The 26,381-nt window shown below is 62.0% G+C and carries 27 protein-coding genes and 1 tRNA gene; 17 read left to right on the top strand and 11 right to left on the bottom strand.

The window, feature by feature from the left end; genetic code table 11:
• The first annotated feature begins 5 nt into the window (after positions 1 to 5).
• The 6 genes from ABIB36_RS02330 to ABIB36_RS02305 are packed head-to-tail and all read left to right on the top strand — an operon-like array spanning position 6 to position 7,087.
• Complete coding sequence (locus ABIB36_RS02330; RefSeq protein WP_354559018.1) at positions 6 to 1,169, top strand: MCE family protein; 1,164 nt, start codon at positions 6 to 8, stop codon at positions 1,167 to 1,169.
• The gene (locus tag ABIB36_RS02325; RefSeq protein WP_084347250.1) at positions 1,166 to 2,197 is read left to right on the top strand and encodes an MCE family protein; all 1,032 of its coding nucleotides are present in this window, start codon (positions 1,166 to 1,168) and stop codon (positions 2,195 to 2,197) included. The genes ABIB36_RS02330 and ABIB36_RS02325 overlap by 4 nt, the downstream gene beginning before the upstream one ends.
• Positions 2,184 to 3,254: an MCE family protein gene (locus ABIB36_RS02320; protein WP_373270538.1), complete on the top strand. Its 1,071-nt coding sequence runs from the start codon at positions 2,184 to 2,186 to the stop codon at positions 3,252 to 3,254. Before ABIB36_RS02325 ends, ABIB36_RS02320 begins: the two co-directional genes overlap by 14 nt.
• Position 3,255: 1 nt before the next feature.
• Positions 3,256 to 4,503 carry an MCE family protein gene (locus ABIB36_RS02315; RefSeq protein ID WP_354559017.1) on the top strand — a complete coding sequence of 416 codons (1,248 nt, stop codon included), beginning with the start codon at positions 3,256 to 3,258 and terminating at the stop codon, positions 4,501 to 4,503.
• Positions 4,500 to 5,687, top strand: coding sequence for an MCE family protein (locus ABIB36_RS02310; RefSeq protein ID WP_084347222.1), 1,188 nt, complete (start codon positions 4,500 to 4,502; stop codon positions 5,685 to 5,687). The genes ABIB36_RS02315 and ABIB36_RS02310 overlap by 4 nt, the downstream gene beginning before the upstream one ends.
• Positions 5,684 to 7,087, top strand: coding sequence for an MCE family protein (locus ABIB36_RS02305; protein WP_084347223.1), 1,404 nt, complete (start codon positions 5,684 to 5,686; stop codon positions 7,085 to 7,087). Before ABIB36_RS02310 ends, ABIB36_RS02305 begins: the two co-directional genes overlap by 4 nt.
• A gap of 64 nt (positions 7,088 to 7,151) precedes the next feature.
• Here the strand turns inward: ABIB36_RS02305 and ABIB36_RS02300 are convergent, their stop codons facing one another.
• Positions 7,152 to 8,093, bottom strand: coding sequence for an alpha/beta hydrolase (locus ABIB36_RS02300; protein WP_354559016.1), 942 nt, complete (start codon positions 8,091 to 8,093; stop codon positions 7,152 to 7,154).
• A 167-nt stretch (positions 8,094 to 8,260) separates the two neighbouring features.
• On the opposite strand from ABIB36_RS02300, the gene ABIB36_RS02295 reads away from it, so the two are divergent.
• Both ABIB36_RS02295 and ABIB36_RS02290 read left to right on the top strand, forming a co-directional pair.
• Positions 8,261 to 9,022, top strand: coding sequence for an Rv1363c family protein (locus ABIB36_RS02295; protein WP_354559015.1), 762 nt, complete (start codon positions 8,261 to 8,263; stop codon positions 9,020 to 9,022).
• A complete protein-coding gene (locus ABIB36_RS02290) occupies positions 9,022 to 9,504 on the top strand; it encodes an Rv1363c family protein (protein ID WP_084347225.1) in 483 nt (160 codons plus the stop codon). The genes ABIB36_RS02295 and ABIB36_RS02290 overlap by 1 nt, the downstream gene beginning before the upstream one ends.
• Positions 9,505 to 9,551: 47 nt before the next feature.
• Here the strand turns inward: ABIB36_RS02290 and ABIB36_RS02285 are convergent, their stop codons facing one another.
• Both ABIB36_RS02285 and ABIB36_RS02280 read right to left on the bottom strand, forming a co-directional pair.
• Positions 9,552 to 11,006 (bottom strand): alpha,alpha-trehalose-phosphate synthase (UDP-forming), encoded by a 1,455-nt coding sequence (locus ABIB36_RS02285; protein WP_084347226.1) that lies wholly within the window; start codon positions 11,004 to 11,006, stop codon positions 9,552 to 9,554.
• Positions 11,007 to 11,057: 51 nt separating this feature from the next.
• A complete protein-coding gene (locus ABIB36_RS02280; RefSeq protein WP_179142320.1) occupies positions 11,058 to 11,231 on the bottom strand; it encodes a hypothetical protein in 174 nt (57 codons plus the stop codon).
• A gap of 280 nt (positions 11,232 to 11,511) precedes the next feature.
• On the opposite strand from ABIB36_RS02280, the gene ABIB36_RS02275 reads away from it, so the two are divergent.
• Together ABIB36_RS02275 and ABIB36_RS02270 are read left to right on the top strand one after the other, a co-directional pair.
• The gene (locus ABIB36_RS02275) at positions 11,512 to 13,152 is read left to right on the top strand and encodes an ABC transporter ATP-binding protein (RefSeq protein ID WP_354559014.1); all 1,641 of its coding nucleotides are present in this window, start codon (positions 11,512 to 11,514) and stop codon (positions 13,150 to 13,152) included.
• Entirely contained in the window at positions 13,149 to 14,897 is a 1,749-nt protein-coding gene (locus ABIB36_RS02270) for an ABC transporter ATP-binding protein (protein ID WP_354559013.1), read from the top strand. Before ABIB36_RS02275 ends, ABIB36_RS02270 begins: the two co-directional genes overlap by 4 nt.
• A 62-nt stretch (positions 14,898 to 14,959) precedes the next feature.
• Here ABIB36_RS02270 and ABIB36_RS02265 read toward each other — a convergent pair whose 3' ends face one another.
• On the bottom strand, positions 14,960 to 15,610 hold the full coding sequence (locus ABIB36_RS02265; protein WP_354559012.1) for a hypothetical protein: 651 nt from the start codon (positions 15,608 to 15,610) through the stop codon (positions 14,960 to 14,962).
• Between the two features lie 17 nt (positions 15,611 to 15,627).
• On the bottom strand, positions 15,628 to 16,182 hold the full coding sequence (locus ABIB36_RS02260) for a CsbD family protein (protein WP_084347228.1): 555 nt from the start codon (positions 16,180 to 16,182) through the stop codon (positions 15,628 to 15,630).
• A gap of 173 nt (positions 16,183 to 16,355) precedes the next feature.
• Between ABIB36_RS02260 and ABIB36_RS02255 the strand changes: the two genes are divergently transcribed.
• Positions 16,356 to 17,165, top strand: coding sequence for an alpha/beta fold hydrolase (locus tag ABIB36_RS02255; RefSeq protein WP_084347254.1), 810 nt, complete (start codon positions 16,356 to 16,358; stop codon positions 17,163 to 17,165).
• 104 nt (positions 17,166 to 17,269) lie between these two features.
• Positions 17,270 to 17,524 carry an MbtH family protein gene (locus ABIB36_RS02250; protein WP_084347229.1) on the top strand — a complete coding sequence of 85 codons (255 nt, stop codon included), beginning with the start codon at positions 17,270 to 17,272 and terminating at the stop codon, positions 17,522 to 17,524.
• On the opposite strand, the gene ABIB36_RS02245 is transcribed toward ABIB36_RS02250, so the two are convergent.
• Positions 17,521 to 19,002: a threonine/serine exporter family protein gene (locus ABIB36_RS02245; protein WP_084347230.1), complete on the bottom strand. Its 1,482-nt coding sequence runs from the start codon at positions 19,000 to 19,002 to the stop codon at positions 17,521 to 17,523. The genes ABIB36_RS02250 and ABIB36_RS02245 overlap by 4 nt on opposite strands.
• Before the next feature lie 90 nt (positions 19,003 to 19,092).
• Between ABIB36_RS02245 and ABIB36_RS02240 the strand changes: the two genes are divergently transcribed.
• The 3 genes from ABIB36_RS02240 (at position 19,093) to ABIB36_RS02230 (ending at position 20,509) form a co-directional block, all read left to right on the top strand.
• A tRNA-Thr gene (locus ABIB36_RS02240) sits at positions 19,093 to 19,167 on the top strand.
• A gap of 389 nt (positions 19,168 to 19,556) precedes the next feature.
• Entirely contained in the window at positions 19,557 to 20,150 is a 594-nt protein-coding gene (locus tag ABIB36_RS02235; protein ID WP_354559293.1) for a type IV toxin-antitoxin system AbiEi family antitoxin domain-containing protein, read from the top strand.
• Positions 20,150 to 20,509: a nucleotidyl transferase AbiEii/AbiGii toxin family protein gene (locus tag ABIB36_RS02230; protein WP_354559011.1), complete on the top strand. Its 360-nt coding sequence runs from the start codon at positions 20,150 to 20,152 to the stop codon at positions 20,507 to 20,509. The genes ABIB36_RS02235 and ABIB36_RS02230 overlap by 1 nt, the downstream gene beginning before the upstream one ends.
• Positions 20,510 to 20,858: 349 nt before the next feature.
• Here ABIB36_RS02230 and ABIB36_RS02225 read toward each other — a convergent pair whose 3' ends face one another.
• The 5 genes from ABIB36_RS02225 to ABIB36_RS02205 all read right to left on the bottom strand — a co-directional run bounded on the left by ABIB36_RS02225 (position 20,859) and on the right by ABIB36_RS02205 (position 24,117).
• The gene (locus ABIB36_RS02225; RefSeq protein WP_354571515.1) at positions 20,859 to 21,269 is read right to left on the bottom strand and encodes a hypothetical protein; all 411 of its coding nucleotides are present in this window, start codon (positions 21,267 to 21,269) and stop codon (positions 20,859 to 20,861) included.
• The gene (locus ABIB36_RS02220) at positions 21,214 to 22,020 is read right to left on the bottom strand and encodes an ApeA N-terminal domain 1-containing protein (RefSeq protein WP_354559009.1); all 807 of its coding nucleotides are present in this window, start codon (positions 22,018 to 22,020) and stop codon (positions 21,214 to 21,216) included. The genes ABIB36_RS02225 and ABIB36_RS02220 overlap by 56 nt, the downstream gene beginning before the upstream one ends.
• A 610-nt stretch (positions 22,021 to 22,630) precedes the next feature.
• Positions 22,631 to 23,068: a hypothetical protein gene (locus ABIB36_RS02215; RefSeq protein ID WP_354559008.1), complete on the bottom strand. Its 438-nt coding sequence runs from the start codon at positions 23,066 to 23,068 to the stop codon at positions 22,631 to 22,633.
• On the bottom strand, positions 23,065 to 23,505 hold the full coding sequence (locus tag ABIB36_RS02210; RefSeq protein ID WP_354559292.1) for a helix-turn-helix domain-containing protein: 441 nt from the start codon (positions 23,503 to 23,505) through the stop codon (positions 23,065 to 23,067). Before ABIB36_RS02210 ends, ABIB36_RS02215 begins: the two co-directional genes overlap by 4 nt.
• Positions 23,506 to 23,577: 72 nt before the next feature.
• Positions 23,578 to 24,117 carry a hypothetical protein gene (locus ABIB36_RS02205; RefSeq protein WP_354559007.1) on the bottom strand — a complete coding sequence of 180 codons (540 nt, stop codon included), beginning with the start codon at positions 24,115 to 24,117 and terminating at the stop codon, positions 23,578 to 23,580.
• A 333-nt stretch (positions 24,118 to 24,450) separates the two neighbouring features.
• On the opposite strand from ABIB36_RS02205, the gene ABIB36_RS02200 reads away from it, so the two are divergent.
• Both ABIB36_RS02200 and ABIB36_RS02195 read left to right on the top strand, forming a co-directional pair.
• The gene (locus tag ABIB36_RS02200; RefSeq protein ID WP_354559006.1) at positions 24,451 to 25,173 is read left to right on the top strand and encodes a hypothetical protein; all 723 of its coding nucleotides are present in this window, start codon (positions 24,451 to 24,453) and stop codon (positions 25,171 to 25,173) included.
• On the top strand, positions 25,166 to 26,344 hold the full coding sequence (locus ABIB36_RS02195) for a helix-turn-helix domain-containing protein (RefSeq protein WP_354559005.1): 1,179 nt from the start codon (positions 25,166 to 25,168) through the stop codon (positions 26,342 to 26,344). The genes ABIB36_RS02200 and ABIB36_RS02195 overlap by 8 nt, the downstream gene beginning before the upstream one ends.
• The last annotated feature ends 37 nt before the right edge of the window (positions 26,345 to 26,381 follow it).

Here is a 26,381-nt window from a genome sequence, read left to right as displayed (position 1 = left end):
GGAACATGGACAATTCGATTACCAAGAAACTGGCCGCTGCTGGACTGGTGCTCGGCCTGGTCGCCATCGCCGCGTTCTCACTGATCACGTTCGCTGGTGGATTCACCAGCACGGTTCCCGTCACTGTCACCTCGGCACGCGCCGGACTGGTGTTGGATCCGCAGGCCAAGGTCAAACTACGCGGCGTTCAGGTTGGCCGCGTCGGGTCGATCTCGCAGGAGGACGGCATGGCCAGACTCGATCTGGATCTCGATCCGTCGACGCTCTCGCTGATTCCGTCCAATGTGGCGGTAGAGATCAGGTCCACGACGGTATTCGGCGCCAAGTACGTCAATTTCGTCGTCCCGGCAGCCCCGTCGAATCAGAGCATCGAGGCCGGTGCCGTCATCCCCGCGGACAGTGTCACCGTCGAGTTCAACACGCTGTTCCAGCATCTGTCCGAAGTTCTTCAAAAGCTCGAGCCCGAGAAGCTCAACGCCACCCTCGGCGCCGTGTCCTCGGCTCTCCGCGGTCGCGGTGAACAACTCGGGTCCTTGCTCGAGGACACCGACTCCTACCTGAAGACGGTGAATCCGAGTCTTCCAGCGCTGCAACGAGATCTGGCCGCGGCGGCAGTGGTCACCAACGTCTACGCCGACGCGACGCCGGACCTCATGCGGGTACTCGACAACGCGAGCGACACGGGAAAGACCATCGTCGAGGAACAAGCGAACCTCGACCTGCTGCTGATGAACGTGACCGGTCTGGCCGATACTGCAACGCAGGTGCTGACCGAGAACCAGCAGCCACTCGAGACCGCGCTGTCGACGCTGACCGACACCACTACGCTTCTCGACGAATATTCACCCGAGATCACGTGCTTCCTGGTGGGGCTCAACAAGGGGCGGAAAGCATTCGGGCCGATGGCAGGGGCGGGAGACAGCGCATCGATCAAACTCAGTACGAGCTTCGTGCTGGGAGATCCGGCCTACACGGTAGAGAAGGACCTACCCAAGGTTGCGGCCAGCGGTGGTCCCAACTGCTACGGACTTCCCGACTTCGATCCGAAGCAGGCCCATGCGCCGTTCGTTGTCGCGGATACCGCTGACGCGCCGTACGTGCCCGAGACGCAGCCCTCCATCAATGTGCCTACGGTGTTCCAATTTCTGTTTGCGGGGGCGTGGCCATGAGAAGCAATACGATCAAGCTCTCGATTTTCGCGTTGGTGATGGTGCTGATCTTCGGTGCATTGGCATTGGTGTTCAGCCAGTACCGGTTCGGTAGCGCCGACTCCTACCGTGTCGAATTCAGCGATGCGTCAGGTCTCAAATCTGGCGACAAGGTTCGGATCGCGGGGGTTCCTGTCGGAGCAGTGAAGGGTGTGGACGTCGGTGACGAGGACCTCGCGGAGGTCGAGTTCGACGTCGATTCGAAGTATCGACTGCTGACGAGTACGGCAGCGACCGTCCGATACGAGAACCTCGTAGGTGATCGGTACCTCGAGCTACTCGAAGGACCCGGCGGGATCGAGGAACTCGACAGCGGTGGCACGATTCCAGTGAATCAGTCCTCACCCGCGCTCGATCTCGACCTGTTGCTCGGTGGGTTCAAGCCACTGCTTCGAGGGTTGGATCCGCAGCAGATCAACGATTTGTCCGCTGCGTTGCTCGGGGTCCTGCAAGGACAGGGCGGAACTCTTGTCTCGCTTCTCGGTAACACGAGCTCGTTCACCAACACTCTCGCTGACCGCGACCAGTTGATCGGCGATGTCATCACCAATCTCAACGCGACTCTCGGCACGATCGATCGACAAGGAACCCAGTTCGAGACCACCATCGACTCCTTGCAGCAACTCGTCAGTGGACTTGCGCAGGATCGAGACCCGATTGGCGACGCTATCCCGCGTATTGCGGGGGCAACAGGAGACCTGGCCGGGCTTCTCGAGGCGACGCGTCCGGATCTGCAGTCGATGATCGCTGCCGCGAACCGGACCGCAACCCAGCTGGACCTCGGAAAAGACAACATCGATCAGGTGCTCACCCGGCTCCCGAGCGACTACAAGAAGCTGATCAGAACCGGATCGTACGGCAGCTTCTTCCAGTTCTACCTCTGCTCCAACACATTCAAGATCTCGGGCCCTGAGGGGTCACCGACACTGCTCGTCCCGACGGCGGTTCAGGATACGGGGAGGTGCGCAAACATCAATGATGTCAACTAAACCGGATAAATCGCCCAACTTCATCCACGTCGGGGTCATCGGTATCGTGTTGGCCGTCTGCATCGTGATTGCGACGCTGCAGTACGACCGCCTGCCGTTCCTGAACGGCGGCATCAACTACTCGGCAAACTTCACCGATGCAGGCGGGTTGATGGTCGGTGACGACGTCACAGTCTCCGGCGTCAACGTCGGCAAGGTCGAGCAAATCGCTCTCGCCGACCAGGAAGTCCGCGTCGAGTTCACGGTGCGCGAAAACATCGAGCTCGGCGAGGCGACTGCCGCGGCGATCAAGACCAACACGATCCTGGGCCGCAAGTCGCTGAAGGTGACACCCGATGGACCCGGTTCCATCGACGTCCACGACACCATTCCGTCCTCTCGCACCAACTCCCCGTATTCGCTGACCGACGCACTGGGTGACCTGAGCACCACCATCTCCGACCTCGACACCCAGCAGTTGGGTGACGCAATGAACGTGGTCTCGGATACGTTGTCCGACACTCCGCCGGAGTTGCGCACCGCCCTCGACGGCATCAGCAGGCTTTCCCAAAGCATCAACTCGCGCGACGAGAGCCTGCAACAGTTGCTCGAACGTGCCGAGAGCGTGACCGGAATCCTCGCCACCCGCAGCGATCAGATCAACCAGTTGATTCTCGACGGCAACGAGCTGTTCGGTGAACTCGATCGCAGGCGCACTGCGATCAGCCAGTTGATCACCAATATTTCCTCGGTGTCTCGCCAACTCACCGGTTTGGTCCAGGAGAATGCGGCGCAGATGGGTCCGACATTGGAGAAGCTCAACTCGGTGGTGGCGGTACTGCAGAAGAACAATGACAACATTGCCGGCGCGCTCGACGGCCTGGGGCCGTACATCAGCGCGCTCGGTGAAGCGGTTGCCAGCGGGCCGTTCTTCAACGCTTATATCCAGAACATCCTCCCGAGCTCGTGGTGGAAGACGATCGTGGACGGCGTCGTTGCTCCGGATCAATTGCCTGGCACTCTGCAGGACCTGATTCCGAAGAATTCGCCACCCATCCTGAAACCCCCGGGGCAATGACATGAAGAAGAAGCTGCTGTATCTCGGTGCCACCGTGCTGGCAATTGTGTTGGTCGTGGTCGGTTACAAGGTCGTCATCGGTCTGACCCAGAAGTCTGTGGTCGCTCAATTCTCCTCTACGACAGGGCTGTACGAAGGCGACGACGTCAGAGTGCTCGGCGTGACCGTGGGTAAGGTGAAGAAGATCGAACCTCAGGGTGACGATGCCCGGGTGAGTATGCAGGTTTCCTTGGACGTCTCGATCCCGGCGGATGCCAAGGCCGTGATCATCGCGCAGAGCCTGGTGTCCGCGCGGTTCGTGCAACTCACTCCGGTGTTCGCCGGCGGACCCGAATTAGCAGACGGGGAAACGATTCCCCTCGAACGCACGGCGGTACCTGTCGAATGGGACCAGATCAAAACCGAATTGACAAAACTATCGACATCGTTGGGACCGGAGGGAGTCGACGATCAAGGCCCAGTGGGTCGGTTGATCGACACCGCTGCCGACAACCTCGACGGAAACGGTGACTCGCTGCGCTCGACACTGCGGGAGCTGTCCGAGACCATGCGAATACTGTCCGACGGCCGAACAGACCTCTTTTCGACCGTCCGCAACCTGCAGGTGTTCGTCGGTGCACTGTCCAACAGCAACGATCAAATCGTGCAGTTCGGCGGCCGACTCGCGTCGGTGTCGGAGATGCTTGCCCAAAGCTCCGACGAATTCGGTACTGCCATGACCGATCTCAATGTCGCGCTCGGTGAAGTTCAACGGTTCATCGCCGATAATCAGGCAGGATTGGTCGAGGGAGTCGGCCGGTTGGCTGATGCGACCCGCGTCCTGACCGACAAGCGCCCGGAGATCGAGCGCATCCTGCATTCAGGACCGAATGCACTCGCCAACTTCAACAACATCTACCAACCGGCGCAGGGTTCGCTGACCGGTGCCATCTCGCTGAACAACTTCGGCAACCCGATCAACTTCATCTGCGGTGCGGTGGCGGGTGTGGAGAACGCTACGTCTGAGCGAAGCGCCGAACTGTGTAAGCAGTACCTCGGTCCAGTCCTTAGCTCGCTGGTCTTCAATTACCCTGCTTTTCTTGCCAATCCGACAACCGGAGCGGCTGCGAATCCGGATCAGATCGTCTACACCGAGCCCGGTCTCGAACAAGCGCAGACGCCTGCGTCCGCTCCGAAGTCCGAGCCTATGGCCGATATGCCGACCGTCCAGGTGCCAAGCCTCGGCGACCTGCTAGGAGGCGGACGATGAGAACTCGTGCACGCGCCGTTGTGAAGGTGGGCATCCTTGCCTGCGCCATGTCGATCACACTGGCAGGGTGTGAATGGGGTGGCTTGAATTCCCTGCCACTGCCCGGCACCGAAGGTCGGGGAGACGGGGCCTATCAGGTGAAAATCGAAATGCCCAACGTGACCACACTGTCGCAGAACTCACCGGTGACCGTCGACGACGTCACCATCGGAACTGTCGATACAATCACGGTTCAGAACTGGCACGCTCTGGTCACCGTGTCGCTGAACGAGGGCGTCGCGTTGCCCGAGAATGTCACTGCCAAGATCGGTCAGACCTCGCTGCTCGGATCGCAGCACCTCGCGCTGGTGCCGCCGCCCGATCCCGAGGGAAGGTTGCAGAACGGCGACGTGATTCCGCTGGATCGAGCCGGGGCATACCCGACGACCGAGCAGACCTTGTCCTCTCTGTCCGTGGTGCTCAATGGTGGTGGCCTGGCTCAAATTCAGGACATCACCACCGAACTGAACAATGCCATCGGTGGCCGTGAAGACTCGATCCGCGATCTGTTGCCGCGGCTGGACGAATTGGTCGGCAGTCTGGATGATCAGCGTGGTGACATCATTGCCGCACTGGACGGAATCGATCGGCTGGCCGTCAACGTCGAGAATCAGAGCGCCACGCTCACAAAGGCATTGAACGAACTGCCGCCGGCGCTCGACGTTCTGATCAAGCAACGTCCGAACATCACCGGAGCCTTCGTGTCGCTGGGTCAGCTCAGCAATGTCGTGTCGCAATTGGTCGAGACCAGTGGTGCAGATCTGCAGACCAATATCGAAAGCATCACGCCAGTTCTCAACGCGTTGGCCGATTCCGGTAGTGCGCTGACCGAAGTGTTGTCGGTTCTGTTGACCTATCCGTTCCCGCAGGAGGGCATCGACAACGTGATCCGCGGAGACTACGCAAACCTGGGGATGGTCATCGACTTGTCTCTCCCGAGGTTCGACTCCAATTTCCTCACCGGAACACCTCTCGCGGGCCGTATTGCTGGTCTCGAAGGCGCTCTCGGTCAACAGGCCGCGCCCACTGCGGTGACAGCGGGCGACCCACTGCGTGGACCGGTCGGCGCACCGACGCTACAAATCCCAGGACTGCCTGCAATTCCATTGCCCACCATTCCTGGACTCGGGGTGCCCGCACCATGATGCTCACCAAATTCGTCCGCGTTCAGCTGATCATCTTCTCGATCCTCACCGTCATCGGACTCGTGGTGATGGCCACTCAATATGTCGGAGTGCCGGCACTCGTCGGGATCGGTCGCTACGCGGTCACGGTGAAACTGCCGACGACCGGCGGCCTGTACCCCTACGCAAACGTGACGTATCGAGGTACCACTGTCGGTGAGGTGCGCTCTGTCGAGCTCACACCCGACGGCGTTGACGCCAACATGTCGATCGACAGCGACTTCTCGATTCCCGCAGATGTCGACGCACAGGTCAAAAGTGTTTCTGCCATCGGCGAGCAGTATGTCGATCTGATCCCGCGGAGTTCGGACGGACCCGCCCTGTCGAATGGCGATGTCATTCCGGAGGACCGGTCGTCGGTGCCGCAGGACGTCGGGCCGATGCTGGACCAGGCGGACACACTACTGAAAAGTATTTCCGATACTCGGCTGCGGACCGTCGTCGACGAGTCGTTCAAGGCGTTCAACGGGGCTGGACCGGACCTGCAGAAGCTCATCGATTCGACCCGGTTGTTCGTGCAGGAAGCGAATGCCAACTCCGGAGAAACCATCCAATTATTGGATCAGCTCGGCCCGTTGCTGGACGGGCAGGTCGTCAGCAGCGACGCTATTCGTTCCTGGACAAGTAATCTCGCTACCTTCACCGATCAGCTTCGTGCCAGCGATCCGGATCTGCGTGCCATTCTCGAGAAGGGGCCGAACGCGGCAGCGACAGCCAACAAGTTGTTCCAGGATCTACAGCCGACGCTGCCGATTCTGCTCGCCAACCTGGTCAGCATCGGTGAAGTCGGCGTCATCTACAACGCCGGCATCGAGCAGATCCTGGTGTTGTACCCGCCGATCACTGCAGCTTTGATGACCGCCGCGGGCGCCGGGCCCGCTGACGAGGGCGCCCTCGTGAACTTCCAACTCGAAGTCAACGACCCGCCCTCGTGCACAACAGGATTCCTTCCTGCCGATCAGCGACGCGATCCTAATGAAATGTCCGTTCCGGATACACCGGCTGACCTGTTCTGCAAGGTCGATCAGTCCGAGAGCACCGCGGTCCGCGGCTCGAGGAACCTGCCGTGTATGGAGGTGCCCGGTCGACGCGCACCCACGCCGGAAATCTGTCGCAGCGCGGAGGGGTATGTGCCGCTGGGCAACAACCCGCCTTGGGGCCCGGTCGAGCAGGGGGAGCCGTCGTACACCGAAATCCCCAGTGGTGAAAGCAGTGTCACTCCGGCAGTGGCAGCACGCCCGTACGATCCGCAGACCGGAATGTATGTCGCACCCGGTGGCGTCGCCTACGCCCAGCCGGGACTCAACGGCGGTGTCAACGATCTCCAGGGCCTCATGTCGGTCCAGCAGGGCACTGGTTAACAGATTGCCCTTCGAGTCCACTCCACCGCAGATGCGGCGGAGTGGACTCCGTAGGGAATCGGCTTCAGAGGTTGCGGGCAGCGAAGGCCACAGCGAGATCCAGGATCGCTTTGCCTTCCGGAAGTCCACTGGCCATGACGGGGAACGCGTGCACCTGCCCCCTCCACACATGCGTTTCGACGGTTCGGCCGGCGACGCCGAGCTTCCGGGTCATCGATTCGACGTCGGGTCGCATGATTTCGTTCTCCGCCGTCGAGAGGAACACCGGTGGAAAGATCGACGGGTCGGCATCGACGGGCGAAGCAGCGCCGGGGATCGTGTCTGGTCCGGCAAGCCAGCGTTCTTCGAGTGCCAGAACCTGCTTCATTGGAAGGTACGCATCCTTATTCATGAACTTCCGCGGATGACTCTTCAAATTCAGATTGAGCAAAGGGGAGAACCCCAACACCGCGGCGGGCGGCGTGAGACCTTCCAGTACAGCAAGTTCGGCGACCTTCATCGCGAGATATCCACCGGCAGAATCACCTGCGACGATGATCTTGGACGGATCGGCAACGGTGTCCAACGCAGCGCGGTAGGAGCGCATCGCGTCGGCGATGGACGTACCGATTCCGCCGTCGGGGATCTGTCGGTATTCGACGGAGTACACGGGCACACCTGCGCGAGCGGACATTGTGGCGCAGGCGCTCCGGTGGGTGGCCAAACCGCAGAATACGAAACCGCCACCGTGGAAGTAGAGGATGGTTGCATCGGCAAGAGATCCCGTCGCGACCCGCGGATGCGTCGTCTTCTCGCACGGCACCCCGCCGAGGGCAACCTGCTCGATCGTGACGCGCTTGGGCTTGGGGAGTCGGTCGACGGCACGGTCGAGGTGGCCGATCGCTCGGATACCGTTGTCGGTGAGTGGCCAGAGACTGAACGCCGGTTTCAGCGTCATCCGCATGGCATAGGCCAGTACCCGCGCCTGCCGGCTGACGTCGTCGTGCCACGTGAGCGTGTGAGCCATAGGGAGTGGTCCTCTCGCAATCAACAAGACAAGTGAGAGTATCAGCCTGGTGAACCAGTTCTAGTTCTCGACCGTTCTGTTACCCGCAGCGTGCACAATGTGAATGAGATGTAGGTCGATACCCGTTCTAGTCGGCACGACCACTGGACGCAACGAGGAAGGTTTTTATGGCAGACGACGAGGGCACGGCGCCGAGGCGCCCACGCCGTCGGGCAGTACGACCGGCAGGGCCTATTGCGGGCGAGACGACGTCGAAGGACACAGTCGAAGTACCGGCAACCGCACAGGACTCACCCGTCGACACCCCGGACCTGAAGAAAGAGGAGCCCACACCCTCCCTCGTCAAGGCTGACGCCGAGCAGAAGCCGACAGAGCCGACGAAAGAAGAGGCTCTGCTGGAGGAAGAAAAGCCCGAGCAGGACGTGGATGTCTCGCATCGGAAAACGAACCGGCTCGACCTAGTGCTGACGTCGTTGTTCGTGGTCGTGGTTCTCGCCCTCCTCGCTGGAGGCGTCTACCTGTTCCTGGCCAATCGAGCGACGAGCGCCGAAGACGCGCAAGCCGAGCGATTCGTACAGACCGCCCGACAGACCGTCTTGAATCTGACGACGATTCATCCCGATTCGGCGCAAGAGGACGTGGACCGGTTGCTGGCCGGTGCCAGTGGAGATTTCAAGGCCGAGTTCGAGGGCCGTGAAGGTCCGTTCGTCGACGTCGTCAAGCAGGCCCGTGTCGATTCGAACGGTGAGATCATCGAAGCTGGAATCGAGAACAGCAGCGACGATACGGCGGATGTCCTCGTGGCTGCACGGGCGATGGTGAAGAACTCCGATGCCGAAGAACCCCAGCCGCGCGACTTCCGGTTGCGCGTAACAGTCGCTGACGACGGTGACGTGATGACCGCGTCGAGAGTGGAGTTCGTGCCGTGATGAAATCTGGAATTCTTTTGCGCAGCTTGGCCGTTGTCATCGTGTTGGCGCTTGCCGCCGGTGTCGGGGTGCTGTTCTATCAGTATCGGCAGAACGAGCAGACCGAGCAGGCACGTACCGATGCCGTCGCAGCTGCTTCGGCGCAGGCGATCTCGATGCTGGCCTACGACTTCGACAATGTCGATCAGCAATTAGCTTCTGCTGCAGACGGTTTGACCGGAGACTTCAAGGACGACTACACCAAGTTGGTGACCGAAGTGATCGCTCCCAGTGCCAAGGAAAAGTCGCTCACCGTTCAGGTGACCGTGCAGGGCACCGCTGTCGTTTCGGCCGATCCGGACGATGCAACGATACTGTTGTTCCTCAATCAGATCACCACCAGCACCGATGCACCCGACGCTGCCAGCAGCGGAAGTCGGGTTCGGATGACGATGGAAAAAGTCGACGGGCGTTGGCTCGCAAGCGAGTTGGCTCCGATCTGAGCACTGTCCACTGGAGGCTGGGCGCCTCCAGTGGACAATCGGTCGAATCAGCGCTGAGTTGTCGCTTGACCGTCCTGCGGCGGATTCGACAGCGCGTCGAGGAAGGACCTGGCCCATCGGTCGACGTCGTGTGCGAGCACCTGCCTACGCATGGCGCGCATACGCCGACGGCCGTCCTCGGGCGCCTGCTCGAGCGCATCGATGATGGCGTCCTTGACGCTGTCGAGATCGTGCGGGTTGCACAGGTATGCCTGACGGAGTTCGGCAGCGGCACCGGTGAATTCGCTCAACACGAGCGAACCACCGAGGTCGCTACGGCACGCGACGTACTCCTTCGCGACGAGATTCATCCCGTCGCGTAGGGGAGTGACCAGCATGACGTCTGCTGCGACGAAGTAAGCGATGAGGTCGTCCCGTGGGATCGGTCGATGCAGATAATGCACGACGGGGTGGCCGACCTGGCCGTATTCACCGTTGATGCGGCCGACCTGCTGTTCGATCTCACCGCGCATCGCCTTGTAGCTTTCGACGCGTTCGCGACTCGGTGTGGCGAGCTGGACGATGATGTTCTCGGCCGGATCGACACGGTCCTCTTCGAGAAGCTCACGGAATGCGTTGAGCCGGACGTCGATTCCCTTGGTGTAGTCCAGACGGTCGACCCCGAGCATGATGCGCTTCGGGTTACCCAGATCCTTACGGATCTGCTTGGCACGATCACGGACTGCCTTGCGCCGTGACTTCTCGTCGAGATCCCCCGAATCGATGGAGATCGGGAACGCGCCGACGCGTACCGTCCGGAAGCCGACCTGGACGGATCCGAGCTTGGACCGCACCCCGACGGATCCGCGGGAGGTGACCTGACCGGCGAGTCTGCGGGCGAGGTACAGGAAGTTCTGTGCGCCGCCCGCGAGATGGAATCCGATGAGATCGGCCCCGAGTAGCCCTTCGACGATTTCGGTCCGCCACGGCATCTGCATGAACAACTCGACCGGCGGGAAGGGGATGTGCAGAAAGAACCCGATGGTCAGATCCGGGCGCAGCATCCGCAGCATCTTCGGGACCAGCTGGAGCTGGTAGTCCTGAATCCACACCGTCGCACCCTCGGCTGCCGCAGCAGACGTCGTCTCGGCGAACCGACGGTTGACCTCGACGTAGGCATTCCACCAGGAACGGTCGTAGATCGGTTTGACGATGACGTCGTGATAGAGCGGCCACAGGGTGCCGTTGGAGAAGCCCTCGTAGTAGTCGGCTACTTCTCGCTCGCTCAACGTGACGGGACACAGTTCGAGCTCGTCCTCGATGAACGGCTCGACCTCGACATCAGGGACGCCCGGCCAGCCCACCCAGGCGCCGTTGTTGGCTCGAAGGATCGGTTCGAGTGCCGTGACCAGCCCGCCGGGGCTTCGCTTCCATCGCGTACTTCCATCGGGAAGCGTCTCCAAGTCCACGGGCAACCTGTTGGCCACGACGACGAAATTGGAACCCTGCGAGGCGTCAGCCACTACTGTCCTATCGGTTCATCGTTCAGAAAGTGCGATTGCTGGTGCGTGCGATCACTCGGGTCGTGCCGCCGGTTCGATGCCCAGCATCGCAAACAGCATGCGGCACTCGTCTGCGTCGAGCGCGTAGGCAGCGACGACGCGCTGCGCCTGGCTGGCAGTCTCGTCGGCCAATGGGACGATCTCGTCGTCGGCGATGTCTTTGTCCGTGGTCGTATTGGCGGCCATGATCGTCTCCGTAGTGGTTGCTGGCGTACTCGACAGGTGGTGCTCACGAAAGTTTCTTTCGCGTCGCCGCCAACTCTATGAGAACTGGTCGCCCTCTCGCCACTTCCTCTGAACGAGCGCAGTGCTCGTCGAAGTGACCTGGGCCCCATCGGGGCATGGATTAGGGTCGATCAATGCACTTTTCTTCCTCGGCGACGTGATGGGTGTGTCGACGACCACGAACCCCCCTTCGACCGGTACAGCGATTCTTCGCCGGAGTGTGCGACGTCAGCGCACCCGGATGATCATCTCCACCGTGTTCCTGTGCTTGCATCAATTCTGCGAAACGATGGTTCCGGTCGCGATCGGTCTGATCGTCGGCCGCGCCATCGCCACCGGTGACGGCACCGCGATGATCATCTCGCTGCTGGCGCTGGCTGGACTGTTCGTGGTTCTGTCGTATGCGTTTCGTTTCGGAGCCCGCATCATCGTGGTCGCGATCGAACGTGAGGCGCACATGATGCGTGTCGAGGTCGCAGGCCGGGTGCTCCATCCCCGAGGCGTGCGCACCGACCTCGTATCCGGTGAACTGCTGTCCGTTTCCACCTCCGACGCCGAGAAGACCTCATGGATTCTCGATGTCATTGCGCGCACTGCCGGCGCGATCACTGCCACCCTCGTCAGCGCAATCGCGTTGCTGATCATCGACATTCCGTTGGGGTTGGCGGTCGTCATCGCCACCCCACTGATCATGTTCGGACTGCAGCGTGCCGCTCCACTTCTGACCAAGGCCGCGACGGCGCAACAAGCAGAGGTCGCGCGTGTGTCCGGCATGGCGACAGACCTGGTCGGCGGGGTGCGTCCACTACGCGGTATCGGTGCGGAGGAAGCAGCGTCGGCTCGATTCTTCGCCTCGAGCCGCACCGCATTGAGCGCGACGATGAAGATGGCCAAAGCCAACAGTATCTACCTCGGATTCTCGACGACGGTCAGTGCGCTTCTGGCCGTCGGAATTGCCGGTGCAGCAGGACTGTTCGCGCTACAGGGGCGGATCTCGGTAGGTGAGCTCATCACGGTGATCGGACTCTCGCAGTTCATCATCGAACCGCTGACCACGATGTCGCGTCTGCCGGGTGTCGCTGCAGTCGTGCGAGGTTCCGCCAATCGCCTGGCCTTGGTGCTCGGCGCGGATCACGTTCTGGCAGAGGGTGGTTCCGTTGCACCGCCGGCCACCGATATCGCGGCCGCGGGCATCGCATACCGGTCTCTCGACGGCTTCGATCTTTCGGCCGCCCCCGGGGAACTCGTAGGTGTGGTGGCACTGCGGCCCCAGGACGGCGAGGCATTGGCCGCGGTGCTGTCCGGACAGATCTGCGAGGACGACTACCTCGGCACAGTGACCATCGGTGGTCTCGGATTCGGTGAACTCGGACTGGCCGACGCGCGTCGAACAGTGCTCGTGGAACCGCACAACACCGACCTGTTCGCGGGCACCGTGCGAACGAACGTCTCCGCCGGGCGCGCCCGCGAGGACCACGAGCTCGACCGAATACTCGCCGCGTCCGCCGCTACCGACGTCGTCGCCATGCACGAGCGTGGCCTCGACCACACAGTCACCGATCGCGGGGCCAGCTTGTCGGGCGGTCAGCGTCAACGTGTCGCATTGGCCCGGGCATTGTCGGTCTCGGCCCCGGTGCTCGTCCTGCACGACCCGACAACCGCGGTGGACGCCGTCACCGAACACTCCATTGCCGCCGGGATCAAGGAACTGCGTCACAGCGGTGATCGTGCCCAGACCACCATCCTGATCACGACCAGTCCCGCCCTTCTCGCAGTGACGGATCGAGTCGTACTCGTCGACGACGGACGCGTCGTCGCCGAGGGAACGCATCACCACCTCGCAACCGCCGACGAACGCTACAAGGGGGCGGTCCTGCGATGACCACACCGGAACTTCTCCCTATCGCGACGGGTAAGCGGTCCTGGGCTTACTTGTCGGGCGAGATACGCGCCCAACGGGGACTCGCCCTCCTCACCCTCGCGATCAGTGCCGTCTCGGCGGCCATGTCGCTCATCCCCGTCTACGTCTTCGGCGTACTCGTCGACCGCGTCACCGAAGGTGCCCCGACGTCGACGATCGTGAGCGTGGTGGTCGTCATCACCACGGCCGCCGTCATCGGAGGCATCTTCACAGCACTGAGCACCTACATGATCAGCAAGCTGGGCGAGCGGACTCTCGCCACGCTGCGCGAACGGGTACTCCGACGCGCACTGCATCTCCCGATCGGCACACTCGAACGAGTCGGCAAGGGAGACTTGCTTTCCCGTGTCGGCGACGACGTCGCAGTCATGGCGAAGTCCATCGGCGAGGTCATCCCCAACATCGTCTCCGCGATTCTCCTCGTATCACTGAGCGTGGTCGCGATGCTGAGCCTGGACTGGCGTCTCGGACTCGCCGGCATGGTCGCCATCCCGATGTACGTCATGGCCCTGCGCTGGTACCTACCGAAATCGGCGCCCCTCTACGCCGCCGAGCGCGTCGCCATGGGCGAGCGGTCCCAGGCACTCATCAGCAGCATGCAGGGCGCACGCACCGTTCGCGCCTACGGACTCGAAGACACACACCTGGCCGAAATCGACAAAGCGTCGGGCAAGGCTCGAGACATCGGCATCGACGTGTTCCGACTCTTCACACGCTTCGGTTCGCGCAGTAACCGCGCCGAATGCGTCGGACTGTCGGTGATTCTGGCCGCTGGATTCCTGCTGGTCCAGGACGAGTACGTGACCGTCGGCCAGGTGACCGCTGCTGCGCTGCTGTTTCACCGGCTGTTCAACCCGATCGGCATGCTCATGTTCTCCTTCGACGACGTGCAATCGGCGGGCGCCAGCCTCGCGCGCCTGGTCGGCGTCATCGACATACCCGACGAGCGGTCGCCTGGGACAGGTGCCGTCCCGGTCGACGGCACCCTGCAGATCACCGATCTCCGGCACTCGTACGACACCGGCCACGAAGTTCTGCACGGAATCGACCTGACCGTCGGCGCGGGGGAGACCGTCGCACTCGTCGGATCCACCGGTGCAGGCAAGTCGACGATCGCAGCAATCGCAGCGGGCTCGATCGACTCGACCTCCGGCACGGTACGGATCGGCGGCGCGACACTCGCCGAACTGGGCGCGAAAGGGCTGCGCAGACATATCGCGATCGTCAGCCAAGAAGTACACGTCTTTGCAGGTCCACTGATCGAGGATCTACTACTCGCAGCACCGGACGCGAGCCGAGCGGACGTCCACGCAGCACTCGACACCGTCGGCGCCACCCGATGGGTCGACACCCTCGACAACGGCATGGATACCGTTGTCGGAGAAGGTGGACACGAATTGACCTCCGCCCAATCACAACAGCTGGCACTTGCGCGACTCCTGCTCGCCGATCCCGCCGTCGCCGTGCTCGACGAAGCGACCGCCGAAGCCGGAAGCGCCGGTGCCCGAGACCTGGAGGCAGCAGCGGCAGCCGCAACCCGCGGACGCAGCACACTCGTTGTGGCACACAGGCTTACCCAAGCAGCCGCCGCCGATCGCGTCGTGGTCCTCGAACACGGAAGAATCCTCGAACAAGGTCCACACGCCGAACTCGTCGCTGCGGGTGGGCGTTACGCCGAACTCTGGTCGGCTTGGCAGGGGCGATAGATAGGCTCTGAACCACCGAAAGCGCCCCCGGAGAGACGCTTTCGATGTTGTGTTCGGCTTTTTCAGCTGTTCTTCTCTGCCAGGAACAGCTTTTCGATACGAGCGGCTTCGGCCTTCTTGTCCGCTGCCTCTTCTTTGCTTTCAGCGGCGTCCGCCAGTTCGGATTCTGCGGGCGCGGCTGCGGCGTTCTCGGACTTGGCGATCTGCTCGTGCTGTTTCTTCTCCGCGGCGCGGGCTTGCGCTGCCCGTGATTCGGCCACCTCGTCGGCGCGCTTCTTCTCGGCGGCAGCTTTCGCTTCGGCTTCCTGAGCGGCCTGCTGCTTGCGCTGTTCGGCCTGCTCACGTGCTTTCCGTGCAGCATCGTCTGCGGCTAGGGCAGCAGCCTTGCGTTCCTTCTCGGCCGCTTCGCGAGAGGCCCTCAGCTTCTGGTCGGCGACTGCCTGGGTCGCGTCGGCGTCGGCTTCGAGCTTGCGGGCCTTGGCCAACTCTTCGCTGAGGTGGACCTGAGCTTCGCCACGTTGTTCGACATCTTTGTCGCCGAGCACACTGCCGACGGCCTTGTCGAGCGATCCGACAGTGCGCTCGTACGCAATTCGAGCGGGTGCGTCGGTGCTCCACGTCTGCACGACGCTGGTTTCGAACAGGTGCAACGGGATTCGAACGATCTTGTACTGAAATCGGAGAATGGACAGCGGGATGCTGAGTACGTTCATGGAAGGACTACTCCTGTTCACGGGTTGATGTCTTCGCGCAATGATTCGGCGTTGCGTCGAGCGCGGTCCGCTGCCGCTCGCGCAGCCTCGGCCTCGGCCACTTCTTCGCCATGCTCCTGCACGGCCTTCAGCTCGTCCTGCGTCGCGGCTGCAGCGTCGGACTGCCCCTCGGCAACCGCCTCGATCTGTTCGGCGCGGGCGTCGACCTCGGCGTCGGCAACCTCGTCTCGGACGGTCTGATGCTTTTCCTTCTCGGCCGCGACATGCTGTGCCTGCTGGACGTGGCGGGCGCTCTCGGCCGAGGCCTCGGCGCTCGCGCTGGCTGCATCGCGCTGCTGCTGGGCGGCATTTCGCACGGCAGCGAGGTCTTCGGCGGCTTCTTCGGATTGCGCCTGGGCCGCCAACTCGGTGGCGTTCGCCTCTGCTCGTTCGCGGGCCTGTGCATTTTGAAGCTGTCCCTCGGTGGTGAGGGAATCGTTGCCGGTCACTGCCCCGACAACCTCCTTGGCCTTGCCCTTCACCGCGTCGAACAGGCCTTTGCGGGCTTCTTCGGATGCGTTCTCATTGCTCACTGCAGTACCCCTCGCTTCTACTCCCCGGTGGAATTCGCCCGACAGCGATCTACATGCCGAACGCGCAACCATGGTGGACTACCCGACCGAGTGAAGCCGGAAACCCGCCGGTCGACTACTTCGCGGGCTCGGTCGTAAGCTCTTTTCCAGCCGCAGACGAGCAAAGGAGTTACATGCCGATCGCAACCGTGAACGGGATTTCGCTGAATTACCAGGTCAAAGGTGCTGGCGATTTGGTCGTTCTCATCATGGGCACCGGTAGCCCGGGCCGAGTGTGGGACCTGCATCAGGTCCCCGAACTCGTCGAAGCCGGCTACCGCGTCTGCTATTTCGACAATCGTGGGATAGCGCCATCGTCGGAGAGTGCGCAGGGCATGAAGATCGACGATCTCGTAGCCGACACCGCCGGACTCATCGAACTGATTCGTGAGGGCGACGAGAAGGCATATGTCGTCGGCACCTCGATGGGCTCACGCGTCGCGCAGGAACTGGCGCTGACGCGACCCGAACTGGTCCGTAAAGCTGTGTTCCTCGCCGGACATGCCCGTCTCGACGAGTTTCAGAAGACACTCGGCGAAGGTGAACGCGAACTCGCCGACGCCAAGACCGCCTTGCCACCGAAGTACGCCGCGGCGATCACGGCCGTGATGAACCTGTCGCCGACCACACTTGCAGACTCCCGGTCGGCGCGTGACTGGCTCGACCTTTTCGAGTTCTCGACAGCGCCGACATCCCCCGGCGTGCGGGCTCAGCTGGGCATGGACGAGAACTTCGACAGAGGTGCCGCGTACGGAAAAATCTCCGTGCCCTGCTTGTCGGTCGGATTCGAGCACGACCGGATGATCCCCCCGTACCTGAGCGAGGAGCTGGCGAAGGCGATCCCCGACGCCCAATACGTCGAGATTCCCGACGTCGGGCACTTCGGATATCTGGAGCGGCCAGAGGCGATCAACAGCGCCGTGCTGGAGTTTCTTCGAAGCTGACCTCCAGCGTCGGCACTCGAGTGCGATACTGTGCGTTGCTAGGGTCGGGGGCACTTCACATAGAAGACTGCCGATAACAATACGTTTGCGACGAGTGAGGCGAGATGAGTACCAATCCATTCGATGACGAAGACGGACGCTTCTTCGTGCTGGTCAACGACGAAGACCAGCACTCGTTGTGGCCCACATTCTCCGATGTACCGCAGGGCTGGAAGGTTGTCTTCGGTGAAGACACCCGTGCAGCATGCTTGGAGTACGTGGAGAAGAACTGGACGGACATGCGTCCCCGCAGCCTCCGTGAAGCAATGGAGGCCGACGCAGCTGCACGTCAGTCCGCAGAGGGAACCCCCGAGGCTTAGACCTTCTTCTTTTTCTTGAGCTCGACAGAACCGCGTCGCCGACGAACAACCGGGCGACGCGGTTCTTCTCTGCGTCGAAGAGTAGGACGTAGCAGTTCTTCGGTGCGAGCCAAGATGCGTGGACGACGCAACGTACGCGCACCCCACTCGCCGAGCGTGACCCCAGCAGCGAGGCCACAACCGATACCGAACGCTGCGAGCAGTGCACTGATGCCGAGCAGTAGTTGGTCGTTGAGCAGCGCGTAGAGGCCTCGGTACAGCGACAGGCCAGGCAACAGCGGCGTGATGCCGGCGACCGCGACGATCAGCGGCGGAATCAGCGCGCGACGAGCCATCAGACCACCGGCGAAACCGACGACGGTCGCCGCGAACGCCGACGCGATGATCGGCCCGGTGGACAGCGTCTGGATGAGCAGGTAGACCAGGGCACCGGCAAAGCCGCCGAGGAACGCAGCCGTCAACGCACGACGCTCCGCGTAGCAGGCCAGCGCGTAGAACAACGAGGCTGCAGCACCCGCCAGCACCTTCGTCGGCAATTCTTCGATACCAGGGGGCGGGTTGTTGGTGATCAGTGGCAGATCGCTTCCGACGATCGCGGCGATCTTCAACGACGTCGCAACACCGGCGATGATTCCGCCCGTCATCATCAGAACTTCGAAGAACCGCGCCGACGCAGTGATCGGGGCCCCGGTAATGGCGTCCTGCACCGAGCCCACCAACGACAATCCCGACAGCAACACCGTCACGCCCGCCGCGATGACCAACGACGGCGAAATCGTGATACCCAACTCGTCCTGAAAGTTGTACAGCGTGATGGCAGGGGTCGCCGCGACGAACCCGCCGACCACCTGCTGGAAAAAGAACGGCAGACCCACCCGGTTCAGAACGCGCCCGATCCGGTCGATGACCATCGTCGTCAAGAAGCTCACCACCGCCACCAGCGCATCGCCACCGACCAACACGCTGATCGCCGCCGCCATGCCGGACCACGCAAGCGTCGCGATCCACCGGTTGTACGGGTGCGGTGCCTTGGTGATGGCGTCCAACGTCTCGCGCGCAAACGCCGGCGTCACCATCTTGATGCGGACATCGCGAATCAAGTTGTCGACGGCAGCGAGACGCGTGAAATCCATCGACCGGTATTCCACGATCCGCATCGTCGACGCCGGCGGCCGCGTCGGGCCGCGGTGAGCGCTGATCGTGATCGAGTTGTAGGTGACATCGACATCGCAGCGAGCAAGGCCGTAGGTTGCCGCGATGTACTGCACCTGGGATGCCGTATCCATCGCGGAAGTCCCCGACGCAAGAAGTACCTCACCGACGCGTACCGCCAGATCCAGCACTTCTGCCACCACAGCATCGTCGGTGAGGTCGATCGGCCGCAGTGGTGAAGGTGCGGCTGTAGGGGTGTCGATGGTGGCGCGACGCTCGCCGGTGAGACGGCTGAGCGAGGCCGTCACGTCTTGCAGGAAAGTCATGACCGTCTTTACATAGCTGGGGTGATCCACGCACAAGGTACCTGCTGTTACTGAGCGAGGAGTGAGTGGATATGCTGGCTCAGCACCAACGCCTCCTTAGCTCAGCGGTAGAGCACTCGCCTTGTAAGCGAGCGGTCAACGGTTCAATCCCGTTAGGAGGCTCCACGAGACGGCTCCGACCAGATGGTGTGGTCGGGGCCTTTTCTTTTTGGACTGATTTGGCCGCTCGTTTCTTGTGCGAGCCCCCGGTTCGTCCACCTGGGTTTATGTGTCGCGTGTGACCTGGGGATTTGCCGGTACGGCGGCTCGATTCGGCGTTCGGTGTCACAGAATGTCACAACTCATTGCTAACTCACCGGTGAGCATTCGTGTGGATGTAGGTGGATGCGCTCGGACGGTGCGGGAGGTGGCCGGAGCGAAGTGCGGTGTTGGAATGAGTGTCGGTTCTGTAGGCTTTAAGCCTACGTTTCCGAGACTTTACGGAGGTGTGCGTGACTTCGGGCGATGTTCGACGCCGTCAGGCCGGGTTACCTCCGGAGTTCGCGCGGCTTCCGATGCGGGTGGTGCGGGCAGCGACGGCCGCCGATGTCTACGCGCATCCGCGCGCCGAGCTCGCGCGGCTGACGGACTTGGGTCTGCTGCATCGAGTGGCGACAGGCTTCTACGTGGCGGTGCCCGACAACAAGGTCGGTGGCGGCTGGATGCCTGGTTTGGAGGCTGCGGCGGCAGGTATCGCGGTTGCTGCCTATGGCCGCGATGAGGTTGTGGTGATGGGTGTTAGCGCGGCTCGGTTGCACGGCGCGATTCCGCGGGCGTTGGCGACTGCTGTGGTGGCTGTGCCGACGCGGCACGATCCGATCCAGTTGGCCGACCGGCAGGCAGTAGTCCGGTTTGTTGTGCGTGACACGGCACGTCTGGATGCGGAGCGCATCGATACCGAGTTGGGTGCGGTGTTGGTGACTACTCCGGAGCAGACGGTGTTGGATCTGGAAAAGCGTCCGGGGTTGGGTGATGCCGAGGGTGAGGTGTGGCCGGCGGTGGAGCAGTTGTATCGACGGTGCGATCCAGAGGTGTTGGCCGAGATCGCTGAAGTTCAGAAGATGCGAACGACGCTGGCGCGGTTGCGCGATCGGTTGGGGGAGCAGTAGTGAACCCGGACGAGTTGGCCTCGGCGGCCGCGCGTTTCGGTGTCGCGCGCGCTCAGGTCGAGAGGGATCACCTGATCTCGCATCTTCTCGGCTATCTGAGTGCGCACTTCGCGGACCGGATTGTGTTCATCGGCGGAACAGCGTTCGCCCGAACCCATTTGGTCGATGGTCGGCTCAGCGAGGACATCGATCTGATCGCGGTCGATTCCAAATCTGAGGTCGCTCGTGATCTCGATCGCGCCCTCCCACGCGCGGTGATGCGCAGCCACGGGCGACTGGTAAGGGATCCGGCGATCGGTATGTCATGGAGAACACACCGCTGGTCGGCAACGCCATCAGCGAGATCGCTTATTCGGTAATTCGTTGTGTAGGCGAGATGGGACGACTGCCGCTTATGACAGGGGGAGTGCAGGGTTGCTTTTCGACTTCGACCGTCGAGCGGGTACGCAGCTATGGCTAGGGTCGGTGCGCATTCAAGATGGTTCTCATGTTGGCGCGGTAGAACGCAAACGAGCTGTCAGACTTCAGGCCGGTGCGCAGGTGTCGAATGTCAATGCCGGCCTCGCGCAATGTTAGGAGTTTGAGAACCCAGGTCAAGGATTGGGCGCTGCAAATCAGCAGGTCGTAATGGCGGTCATCGGTACCGCGACCGACCGATGTAATTGATTGGTGCGCCATGGTGTTTCGAAATTTCGTTGTCAATTCCTCTCATGAAGCGAAGGGCAATATTCGTTCTGGGGTGAAATCGGCGAGAACCTCGTGAACGGCCGTCGAGGTGATGGTGGCTAGCTGCTCCATACGCTCCGCGAACGTGATGCGTCCGAAACCGGCGAACGAGTCTTGCAGGGCTTTCTCGACCTCGCCACGTGCAGCGTCGGTGTCGGTTGCCTCTGCTTGTAAGCCGTCGTGTGCGGCCATGCCTGCAATTCGTGCGGCCCGACGGATCGTCTTGATCTGGTTGGGCGACAGTCCCAACCGGGTGGTTCGATCGCCGAACAACCGGCTGTGAAAGCCCTCGGCCACGGCGCACAGAGTGAGCGCTCTGACCTCGATCGGCACGTCGTCAGTGCCGTTCACCGCCGGGTCTGCGATGTTTCCGAGGCTGGCCCAGTTGTTCATCCAGTGTTCGACGACATGGGGGGGTCACAGCATTGCCGGAGACCAGACGACTTCCGCGGCGGCGCACCTCGACTTCAGGGTCAAGCTGTTCGAGGACCCGCAACCACGACCCGCTCATTTCCACACTGACTTCTAGCGATTCGGCCGTAACCGGATCACCGTGACACAGTTGCGCGAGTCCGGTCATCGCGTTGACGACCCTCATGTGAAATGTGCTTAGCGATACCGGCGACCGGGTAGCGTAAGAGACGACCAACTCGCCGTAGTCATTGTGGGACAATTCGAATCGAGCTAGCTGGTCCTGGGCATCGAATGCTATCTGGTCGAAATGGCCCCATCCTTCGGGTACGTGCATGGCGAATCGCAACCGCCGGTACAGCTGATCGGCACCTGTGACGTGCGCACCCACGATCACTTGTGTGACAGATAGTTCCCCGTTCCGCTCCATGTGGATAAGAGGTCGCGAGCTGCCACGCACGTCCACCAAGGTAAGCAACGTTCCGTCGTCGCTCGTCCCGTGGACCGTGTACGGCTCGAACTCGGCGACCGCGACGTCGGGATCGGAAGCGCGGATGACGCGAAGCCCTTCGCCGACGGTTCGATGGCCAGTCGTTCGACGCTCAGTCATCTCACCGTGGACGATTGCAGAAATCTGGTTGTCGTGAATACGCACTGTTCCATGAAGCCCACGCGTCGGCGCGTCCACTCGCCAGAACTGCCCGGTGATTTGGGTCAACTCGGAATCGACCATGGCAGCCTAACCGGCGAAGTCCGCGGATCGCTCAAGGTTTTCGCGAGGGCACTCCGAACTCGCGCGCCAACCAAAGCCTGACGAGCAGTGCCCCGGATGAGGCAATGACCCATGCCCGTACAGGCTCCGGTGGCGCCTGATCCGCGTGCTTCGCCCCTTTGTACAGGGCGTTGAACGCGTCGGCCCATTCGTCGAAACCGGCGAATGGGCGGCCGGCAAGATGAAAGGCTGGCCGCACACCCTGACTCTTGAAGAGCGGGCATGCCTATTCCAGGTACAGGAAACGCGGCAGCTCAAGATCGGAACACTGTGCAAGAACATAGGATTGCAAGGATCCGCCCTCTACAAGAACCTCACCCTCGCCCGGCTCTTGCGGCCGCGAGAGGTGATTAGTGCGGTCCACTTCAGAAACAGTGCAGTCGTCTTCTGAAACTGACAACCGGATCTTGGGCGAGATGACCACCGCAGGCACTGGCGGGACGACGCTGCCCGACCTCTTCGTCGACGCCTTTGACACGGTTATCCCAGCAGCCGCGAGCCAGCACTATCAGCACGCTCGTACCGAAACGGGGGAGAGCCCACACCGCTTCCAGCTTGGCTTAGCGCGCAGTCAGATGTTGAGAGATGGGGTGGGCTGCAGTGAAATCCCTGGTATTCCACTAAAGCGTCCAGAGAGAATCTGCAATTCTGCGCGCAACGCCGGGTAGAGGTCGATCAAGGCCGCCTCGACGAACGCTGATTTCTCGTCGTCGGTGGCCTCGTCCAATGTCGATGAATCCATGTCGCCTTGGTTGCCTTGTTCCGCCTGCTCGTCGTTTGCGTACAGGCCCGTCACCGCAACCCCGACATACATGAGGTTGGGGCGGTGAAAGCGAGTTTCGAGCGTCGCGAGGACGGTTCCGTTGGTCCATCCGCGGACTGTCGCCGAACCCTCCGACATTTCCTCGTACCATGCAGGGGGCGCATCGTTTTCTGGGTAGTGACGTTCGAGTAGGAGCTTTGCCGGATCGATGTGTCGTAGGGTCAGCGCAGCGAGTTTGGTGATCATGCTGACGTGATCGCAGCCGGGAATGGCTGTGCCGAGAACTGGCGACGCAGTACGGTCGCCGATGGAACTAGCGGCGTCGTCGCAGATTGCATGTCAGGCTCGGATAGCTCAGCGGCAGACCAGGTTGCAATGAGGGCGTCGGCACGCGCACTCACTGTCTTTTTCCGATGCTCCTCTCGGGAGCAGACCTCGTAGGTCACCATTGCCTCGACTGCTTTCGCGTAGCGACGGATGGTGGCAAGGGTCGCGTTGGTTCCTCCTCGCTCGAACCTCGACACCACACTGGGGTCGACGTTCATTCGTTCGGCGACCTGTGATCCAGATAGGCCGAGCTCGATGCGCCGGTCTCGCAATAGCCGGACCAACCGGTTTTGGGCGCGCGCGAGATCGACGCCGAGAAGCTCTGTGGCATCTGCGCCCTCCATGCCGGGAATCATCACCGCCACGCCACCTCTTCCATATTCGGGACTGACCTGCCGTCTTGATTTATAACGCAAGGGTAGCAGTGGTTAGTCCCATGTCCGCCAGTACCGCATAGGTTCATGCTTGTCACACCAGTGGATGCCCCGCCACATCGCATCACGCATGTGCTCGGTCTGCTGATCTTTGTCGTACTCACCGGCGACGCCCTTGCCTGCAATCGGGAGGGAAGACCCGAGGATGAGGGTAGTTTCCTCACCAGAGGCGGCTGTCGTCTCGAGGAAATATAGGCGGAAGTCTTGCGGCTTACGCCCGTGGGTGCTTTCCACCTTCAGCTCGCCCAGCCAGGGCATGGGTTTGCGACTGAAGTGTCTGCGCTGATCGACCGCCTGACCGACTGGCACGCGGTAGGTACTGCCACCGTTTTCCTCGGCGTCGAGACCTATCTCGACCGCGTCGAGAATGAGTGCGACCAGTACTTCGTAGGCGTCAGCGTCAATGCTCTTCAGTTCGAGAAGTTCAGCTTTGCAGGCATCGGTGTAATCCCAGGGGCAGCCTGGTGTGTGAATGCGGCTGCTTTTGAGGTTTTCAGAGACAGGACCAGTGCCGGATCTACGTTGCTGCGGCACGGTCGTATTCCCTCCGAAGGCTACGAGGCGTGGCACTGAGCGGTGCCGGCCGGTGGCATGAAGACGATATCTCACGTCCCCTGCAGGATCCGGGCTGACATGCGTCCCCATCGTCCGTCAGGAACGGATTCGTTCCGATGCGAAAGACAGCACTGGGGATTTCCCTTTCCGTGACAACGAGCCTCGAGGCGACACTCGGCCTTTCGCGCTGAACCGCATGTCTATTGCCAGTAACGACCGCCGACGGCGACGCGCCGATCGATAGTGAGCTTTTTATGTCGAAAACTAAAGTGATATGTTAGCGTCCCTGTAGACAGATGAAGGGAGTGCGAGGTGGCGATCGACGAGGGACGTGCATGGGCTTTGCGGACGCTAGGAGCCGATGGGGCATTGGTGCGAGAGCAGATCTCGGCCGTCATCCGCGACTGCCACGAGAAGATGGCGAACGCGCAGGCGGAAGCGGACATGAAGCACACTGGGGTGTACGGGCAGATCTGGCGCAAGTGCCTAGATGAATTCGTGGCGGTGCTCGGGCGGCTTCCCTCGGCTGAGATCATCCCGCGGCGGGGTTACAAGCTGGTCTCGTTCAACGGCGCGGTCCTCTTCCCGTGGCGCTTCGCCCGGGAGCGTTCCACAGACATCGGATCGCGTCCGTTCGCGGTGTCGGACACGCGCATCTCCCTCTTCAAGCAGGAACGGGATCTCGCGCAGCAGCGCCTCGAGATCGAGTTCGAGCACCCGGAACTGACCGAGGAGGAGCGGGAGCTTCTCGACGCCGAAGCCAAGGCGCTCGAAGAGACGCTGACATCTCACCGTGTGGTCGTCGTGCCCTACGCGAGCAATCCGTCTGCGCTTCACAGCATCGACTGGGGCGAGGCGACTCTGGGAGCCGATGGCTACCTCACCTTCGCGTCGATGGAGTCGTTGCTCGACGTCGGATCGGGCTCATTGGTGGATGTCGCGCCTGCGGAGGACGAGAGCTTCTCGGACGGCCCTATCCCGCGCCCTCAGCTGGGGGTGAAGGAGGAAGAGACAGACGGAGGCGCTCATGGATGACCGGGACACCCTGTTCTCCCTGGTCGAGCCATCCGATCGCCCTGACCTCGGTACTGTCGCGGGCAGCTTCGATCCTGCACGCCTAACGCAGGCGCGCTTCGCGGCAGGTCTGTCGAAGGCAAAGCTCGCAGACCTCGTCGGGGTGACTCCCGCGGCCATCGGTCAGTACGAGTCACAGTCCTCCACCCCGCGACGTGACCTCCTGCCCGTGCTCGCACGCGAACTGCACGTGCCCGTGGACTACTTCGCAACCGGCCGTCCGATCGGTCGAGTGGACGGGTCACAAGCGCACTTCCGGAGCCTGCGTTCGACGTCCGCGCGGGACCGCGCGAAGGCGATCGCGTTCATCGAGCAGGTGTGGGAGCTGACGTTCGCGCTGGAGAAGAAGGTCCGCTTCCCGGAGGTCGATCTGCCACCGGTCGACCGAGAGAAGGCGGACCCGCATTCGGCCGCTCAGGCTCTCCGTGCGCGATGGGGGCTCGGCGGGAAGCCGGTGAAGCATCTGGTCGCCCTTGCGGAGTCACACGGGATCGTCGTCAGTCTGCTCACAATGGCGAACGCGGACGTCGCTCGTGTTGGCGCGTTCTCTACGTCGCACCTGGCAAGGCCAGCCATCGTCGTCACCCCGGAGCGGGCGAAGTCAGTGTTCGTCTACCGGTTCACGATTGCGCACGAGCTTGGGCACGTGCTGCTGCACGGCGAGGCGGCACCGGGAGACAAGCAGCAGGAACGCGAAGCGGACCAGTTCGCCGCTGAGTTCCTCACGCCGCGTTCACAAATCGAAAACCTGCTGCCCCGCACGGTGAACTTGTCGCGGCTGGACGAGTTGTCGCGACACTGGGGTGTCTCCGTCGACTCGCTGCTGCTGCGGATGAAAGAGACCGGCACCGTCTCTGACGCGTCGATCCGGCGCGGCTACCAGAAGTTGAACCAGTTGCGCAGCTCGGGATTGGAAACACCGGAACCCGTGAACGCCTACCCCGGAGAGGTGCCCTCAATGCTCGCCCAGGCTGCGGAGCTCGCCGATCACGCAGGCTACGGTCAGGCCGACCTTGCGCGAGAGCTGAGATGGCACCCGGCGCGCGTGCGCGAGATGCTCGGCGCGGAAGACCCCCGGCCTGCTTTACGAATCGTCAGCGACCCGCCTCAGACAGACGACCTTGTTCCGTGAGACGCCTCCTTGGAACAGCCGCCTTAATTGATACTTC

This window comes from Rhodococcus sp. UYP9 (genome assembly GCF_040547235.1).
Lineage (GTDB): Bacteria > Actinomycetota > Actinomycetes > Mycobacteriales > Mycobacteriaceae > Rhodococcoides.
This window is presented reverse-complemented; position numbering and strand designations above follow the sequence as displayed.